At 63.6% G+C, this 6,119-nt stretch carries 5 protein-coding genes and 2 pseudogenes; 3 read left to right on the top strand and 4 right to left on the bottom strand.

From position 1 onward, the window contains the following. Positions 1 to 106 (top strand): annotated as a pseudogene (locus F7R02_RS23705) (IS5/IS1182 family transposase); the annotation flags it as partial. 103 nt (positions 107 to 209) lie between these two features. Here F7R02_RS23705 and F7R02_RS23695 read toward each other — a convergent pair. Both F7R02_RS23695 and F7R02_RS23690 read right to left on the bottom strand, forming a co-directional pair. Then, positions 210 to 1,160: a glutathione S-transferase family protein gene (locus F7R02_RS23695; RefSeq protein ID WP_078589893.1), complete on the bottom strand. Its 951-nt coding sequence runs from the start codon at positions 1,158 to 1,160 to the stop codon at positions 210 to 212. Positions 1,161 to 1,297: 137 nt separating this feature from the next. Next, complete coding sequence (locus F7R02_RS23690; RefSeq protein ID WP_078589894.1) at positions 1,298 to 2,077, bottom strand: SPFH domain-containing protein; 780 nt, start codon at positions 2,075 to 2,077, stop codon at positions 1,298 to 1,300. 361 nt (positions 2,078 to 2,438) lie between these two features. On the opposite strand from F7R02_RS23690, the gene F7R02_RS23685 reads away from it, so the two are divergent. Then, positions 2,439 to 4,025, top strand: coding sequence for an SDR family NAD(P)-dependent oxidoreductase (locus F7R02_RS23685; RefSeq protein WP_033484008.1), 1,587 nt, complete (start codon positions 2,439 to 2,441; stop codon positions 4,023 to 4,025). An 88-nt stretch (positions 4,026 to 4,113) separates the two neighbouring features. On the opposite strand, the gene F7R02_RS23680 is transcribed toward F7R02_RS23685, so the two are convergent. Both F7R02_RS23680 and F7R02_RS23675 read right to left on the bottom strand, forming a co-directional pair. Next, entirely contained in the window at positions 4,114 to 4,425 is a 312-nt protein-coding gene (locus tag F7R02_RS23680; protein ID WP_078589895.1) for a hypothetical protein, read from the bottom strand. A gap of 247 nt (positions 4,426 to 4,672) precedes the next feature. Continuing rightward, entirely contained in the window at positions 4,673 to 5,617 is a 945-nt protein-coding gene (locus F7R02_RS23675) for an AraC family transcriptional regulator (RefSeq protein ID WP_033836220.1), read from the bottom strand. A 49-nt stretch (positions 5,618 to 5,666) separates the two neighbouring features. On the opposite strand from F7R02_RS23675, the pseudogene F7R02_RS23670 reads away from it, so the two are divergent. Then, a pseudogene (locus F7R02_RS23670) lies at positions 5,667 to 5,996 on the top strand (SDR family oxidoreductase); the annotation flags it as partial. Between the last annotated feature and the right edge of the window lie 123 nt (positions 5,997 to 6,119).

Genomic DNA, 6,119 nt, shown 5'->3' with positions numbered 1-6,119 from the left:
CGGCCTGGCCAAAAACACCGCACACGTGCTGACCTTGTTTGCGCTCTCCAATCTGTGGATGAAGCGAAAGCAGTTGCTGCCGGCTATGGGGAGCGTGCGCCTGTAAACCAGGAAATTCCCACGGAAAGCGCCAGAAATGGCGAAATTCCAAAGATTCAAACGCCACTCTTCGGAACGACGCGACATCCCGCACTCTCAGGCCTCGTTATTCAGACCTTCCGTAGCGGCCCCATCGGGACGATACCGGTGGGATTGATGGTGTCGTGGCTCTGGTAGTAATGCCCCTTGATGTGCTGGAAGTTCACGGTGTCGGCAATCCCCGGCATCTGGTAGAGCTCGCGCAGGAATCCAGACAGCTGCGGGTAGTCGGCGATGCGCCGTAGATTGCATTTGAAGTGCCCCACGTACACCGCATCGAACCGCACCAGTGTGGTGACCAGGCGCCAGTCGGCTTCGGTAAGTTGGTCGCCGCAGAGATAGCGCTGGGCGCTCAGACGCGCCTCTAGCCAGTCCAGGCTTTCGAACAACGGCACCACCGCCTCTTCATAGGCCGCCTGGGTGGTCGCAAAGCCCGCCTTGTAGACGCCATTGTTGACGGTGTCATAGACACGCGCGTTCACCGCGTCGATCTGCTCGCGCAGCGGCTGCGGGTAAAAATCGCCGTCTGCAGCGCCAATCTCGTCGAAGGCGCTATTGAACATGCGGATGATGTCTGCCGACTCGTTGCTGACCACCGTCCTGCGCTCGCGGTCCCACAACACCGGCACCGTGACCCGGCCCGAGTAATGCGGGTCGGCCTTGAGGTACACCTCGTACAGATACTGCGCGTGATGCTCCGTATCGCCGACCACACCCGGCCCATCGGCGAAGGTCCAGCCGTTCTCGCGCATCAGCCAATGCACGGTGGACACGTCGATCATCGACTCCAGCCCTTTCAGGCGCCGGAAGATCAGCGTGCGGTGCGCCCATGGGCAGGCGAGCGACACATACAGGTGATAGCGCCCCGAAGCCGCCTGGAACCCGCCCTGGCCATGCGGCCCGGGGCTGCCATCGCGCGTGACCCAATTGCGAAACTGCGACTGCGAGCGCTCGAACCGCCCCTCACTCTTGCTGGTGTCATACCACCTGTCCTGCCATTTGCCGTCGACCAACAGACCCATCGTGTTTTCTCCCGCCGCCGCACTCACAGGCGACCGTAGCCCACCGATGTTGCAGGCGACGTGAGCAGCGCGATGGTATGCGCGCGCGTGACTATTCATCACCCAGTGCTTGCGCCTGGCGGCAGGCAACGGCGGACCTATCTTGCAATCACCGAAGTTCCCGACGGCACCATGTAGCATGCCTGCGCTTTCTTGCAGGCCTCGGCATTGAGCTCGGCGATCTGGCTGGCTAGGTATTGCTCCGGCGTCAGGCCCATGCGGTTGCGATACGCGTTATCTGCGTCGGCCTTGGCCTCCTGCTCCTGCTCGCGCTGCAGTTCTGCGGTGGTCGCCTCCACCAGGGTCTTGACCCGCTGTTGCTGCGCGGCAGTCAGATTCATCTGTTGCAACACGTCCGGATTCGGGCGTGCGCGGCCCAGGGTGATGTTCTGGATCTGGATCGGCAGGCCTTGCTCCTTGACCAAGGCACTGACGTTTTGTGTCACCGAATCGTCGATCTTCCTGGCGGTGTCGGGGTCGCTCATCATCTTGGTCATGTCGTAGCGCTTGACCTGGTCACGCACGATGGACGCGTACTGACTGGCAACATTGTTCTTGAACCAATCCTGCCCGAACCTGGACAACAACAGCGCCGGCGCAGTAATCCTGTATTGAATCTGGGTGGAGAAGTCCAACAGGATGTTGTCGCTGGAGGAGAAATCGTCGAACGCCACCTGCACGGTCTGTGGCGTCACATCCACATAGGTGGCCGACGTGGTCAGCCACGTGTAAGTGCGGCCGGGATCGCGCACATCGTCCAGGCGGATGCCGCCCTTGCCGAAGAACAGGGGCTTATCCACCAACACGGCCTGCTGCCCCGGATCGGGCGACACAACCGTGCACGCACACAGCAAGCCGGCCAGCCCGATGGCCAGCATGGAAGTCTTCATCGATGTCCCCTTGAATGCCCGGGCGCCAATCCGCGCCGGTGTGGCGGGAGATTACCCAAACATCCGGCCAGTCGCATCCTCCGCGCAGCTCGGGGACTTCCACCGACAGCCCATCGCTCCAGGCGCACCCAAGACCGCCAGCCAAGCGCCCGGCAACAGCCTGGCTGACCCGCTCAGCCGCCCGCATTGGCGCCCACCACCCACAATCGGCGAAAATGCCCACCTGCCGACTTCCCGGCCAGCGGCCATGCGCAGCGGCGCCCTGCCCGCCCGCTCCCGTCATCGTCTTCGTCTGCTGGCTGGCGGCCATCCTTCGCCTGCGCCGCCAGCCGCCCATTCCGGATCTGCCTTGAACACCAACGCCCCACCCTTGCCCAACGACGAGCTTCCCTTGACCGACCGCCTGCGCGCGGCCCTGGACGTGCTGGAGGCCATCGACGCCGACCGCAGCGTGCTGGACACCCTGCCCGAAGCCGACCGCGTGCGGCTGCATCAAGTGGTCGCCAAGGTCTATCACCCCGAGCCGAAGGCGCGGCGGCAGTTGCTCAAGCAGCGCGAACGCGAGCGTCACCAGGAAAAAGTGCGCAAGGCCGAAGCCCTGCTGGAACAACGCGGTATCCGCGCACTACGACGCAAACCGGTGTTCAGCACGCCGAACTATTTCCCGCCGCATGCCGCCGGCCTGCACGATGCCCACAACGGCGAAAACGCCACTGCCGCGCCGGAGCCCACGCACTCGCCCGAGCTGCGCCACTGCTATGTGTGCAAGCAGAAATTCACCGAGCTGCATCATTTCTACGACCAGATGTGCCCGACCTGTGCGGAGCTGAATTTCTTCAAGCGCACCGAAACCGCCGACCTGCGCGGGCGCGTCGCCTTGCTGACCGGCGGGCGCGTCAAGATCGGGTACCAGGCGGGGTTGAAGCTGCTGCGCGCCGGTGCGGAGTTGATTGTCACCACGCGCTTTCCGCGCGATTCGGCCGCGCGCTATGCGCAGGAGCCGGACTTCGCGCAGTGGGGTCATCGCCTGCAGGTGTTCGGGTTGGACCTGCGCCATACCCCCAGCGTGGAAGCGTTCTGCAATGAACTGCTGGCCACGCGCGAACGGCTGGATTTCATCATCAACAACGCCTGCCAGACCGTGCGGCGCCCGCCGCAGTTCTACGCCCACATGATGGCCGGCGAAACTGCCGCATTGCACGAATTGCCGGAGACCGTGCGGAACCTTGTCGGCCATTACGAAGGCCTGCGCACTCCGGAGTTGCTCCGCGATGCGTCGGCCACCGCGTTGCCCGCGGTGCATGGCCGTGGGCTCGACAGCGCCGACGGTCTCACCCGTGCCGCCGAACTCTCGCAGATCGCGTTGCTGGACGATGAGCTGGTAGGCCAACAGCATCTGTTTCCTGATGGGCGCCTGGATCAGGACCTGCAGCAGGTCGATCTGCGCGGCCGCAATTCCTGGCGCCTGCTGATGGCCGAAGTGCCGTCTGTGGAACTATTGGAAACGCAGCTGGTCAACGCCATCGCACCCTTCATCATCAATGCGCGGCTCAAGCCGCTCATGCTGCGCACGCCCGAACGCGACAAGCACATCGTCAACGTCTCGGCGATGGAAGGCCAGTTCTACCGCAATTTCAAGACCACGCGTCACCCGCACACCAACATGGCCAAGGCCGCGTTGAACATGATGACGCGCACCTCGGCGGCCGATTACCAGAACGACGGCATCCATATGAATAGTGTGGATACCGGCTGGGTCACCGACGAAGACCCGGCAGAGATCGCCGCGCTCAAGGTCCAGCAGGAACGCTTCCATCCACCGCTAGATATCGTGGACGGCGCCGCACGTATCGTCGACCCGATCATCCACGGCTTCAACACCGGCGAACATGTGTGGGGGCAGTTCTTGAAGGATTACGCGCCGACCGATTGGTGACACATACTCCGATTCGACCAGTACTGCGTTGAGGCGATGCGGCGCCGATCACACCAGCGTGTCGTCTGCAGCATGCACCGGCTGCAGCCTAGCGGCGATCCGCATCCTTGTTGGCTTGCGCGCGCGCCAGCGTGTTGGTCAAGGCCAGAACCTCCAGCAACTGGTACCGAAAGGCATCTACCTGCCCGGCTGGCACGACGCCTTCGACGTTGGACTGGTCGAAGATCGGGCGGCCTTCCATGTAGAAGCCATCGCGGCCCTGCACGACGAAGTGGAAGCACGATTGCCACCGCGGATCGGGGCGACCGGACAGTTCCACACTGACTTTGCTGCTCGCGCGCCCGGTGTCGCCCGCGGTGACGGTCACGGTGCGCGCCGTGATCTGGTTCCCGATAGTCATGCTGGCAATGATCGGCGGTAGGACGTCGCCGCGCTGTGATCCCAGAGGCCGCGGATGCGTTCAAAGCACGCCACTACGCCTCCTTCACGCCGCCCCGACACACCACTGAGGGTGCGATGGCTGGCGGGTCGAGCCGATGAACAAGGTCAGCGGCATGCGCCGGGCCAGCGATGGATCACATGGGCGCCAGAGACGGACTTCATGCACTCGCAAACGCTTCAGCCGGGCGACGTCGTTTACCGCTGCGCTATGTCTCGCTCGGTCTCACCAAACGCTTGGGTGCCGCCCCGAACATGCGCTTGAACGCATGGCCGAACGCGCTCGGCGACTGGTAACCGACACGCTCGGCAATGTGGGCGATATCCAGACCGGTTTCGGCAAGCAGCCTGTGCGCCAACAGCATGCGCCACTGCGTCAGGTAGTGCAGCGGCGCCTGCCCGACCTTCTGCGAAAAGCGCGACGAAAACGCCGAGCGCGACATGCCCACGCGCGATGCCAGTTCAGCCACTGTCCACGCATGTGCGACATCGCCGTGCATCAGCGCGAGTGCCGCACCGATGTGGCGATCGCCCAGTGCACCAATCCAGCTTGTGTGCACCTGTGTATGCGCGTGCATGTAGGCGCGAATGGCCTCCACTACCAGCACTTCGGAAAGACACGACGCGACCCGGGCGCTGCCCATCCGATGCCGGCCCATTTCCGCATCGAGCAGATCCAGTGTCGTGCGCACGGCGAAGGCGGATAGCGAGACACTCTGGATCTTCATGAGCCGCGGCAGCGCATCGATCAGAAAGCCACTGTTCTCGCCGCTGAAGACAATGCCCGCACCAAGCAGTACGGTGTCGTCGCCATCGCCCAGGCGCAGGCTCTGCTGCCCGGCATAACGCGAGACACCATCGACCGGCGCGCGTTGCGCATCGCTGGCAATGACATAGGGCGTATTGCCGATCAGCAGCACGTCGCCTTCGACCACGCGCTTGGGCGTCCGCCGCGGAAGGCGGATCCAGCATTCCCCGCGTATCGCCGCGACCAGCTTGAGCCGATGCTTTCCCGAAAACGACAGCGCCCAATCGCCACGCGCTTCCAGCCGGTTGAGTCCGGCACTCCTGGCGCCCAGCGCGGCCAGAACCTGCGAAAGCGGGTCATCCTTGGACGATTGCGATGAAACCATGTCCGCGCAAGCATAATCCATCCAAGCGGCAGCGCTACCGTGGGTGGCACGTCCATCACGGAGCACGCAGATGACGATCGAAAACAAGGTCGTGGTCATCACCGGCGCCGGCAGCGGCACGGGCCGGGCCACCGCGCTTCACCTGGGCGCACTCGGCGCTAAGGTGGTCCTCGGTGCACGCCGCGAGGCACGCATTGCCGAGGTCGCCATGGAAATCGTCCAATCCGGCGGGCAGGCAGTCTACCGGCCAACCGACGTCACCGTGCACAAGCAGGTCCTGGCCCTGGTGGACCTGGCCTGCTCGCAATTCGGGCGGCTCGACGTCATGGTCAACAATGCCGGCATCAGTCCACTGTCCCGATTCGATGCCCTGCAGGTCGACGCATGGAACGCGATCGTAAGCTCCCCCGATCCGCAGACACCGCATAAGTAGATCTTTCTGGCATCGTTCCCAAGTCAGGAGGTTCCATGCGCACATCGAAGTTCACCGAGACACAGATCATCGCCACGCTGAAGCAGGCCG

It is taken from the genome of Xanthomonas cissicola (genome assembly GCF_008801575.1).
GTDB classification, from domain to species: Bacteria; Pseudomonadota; Gammaproteobacteria; order Xanthomonadales; family Xanthomonadaceae; genus Xanthomonas; species Xanthomonas cissicola.
Note: the sequence above shows the minus strand (reverse complement) of the source record. Positions and strands in the feature narration are given on the sequence as shown.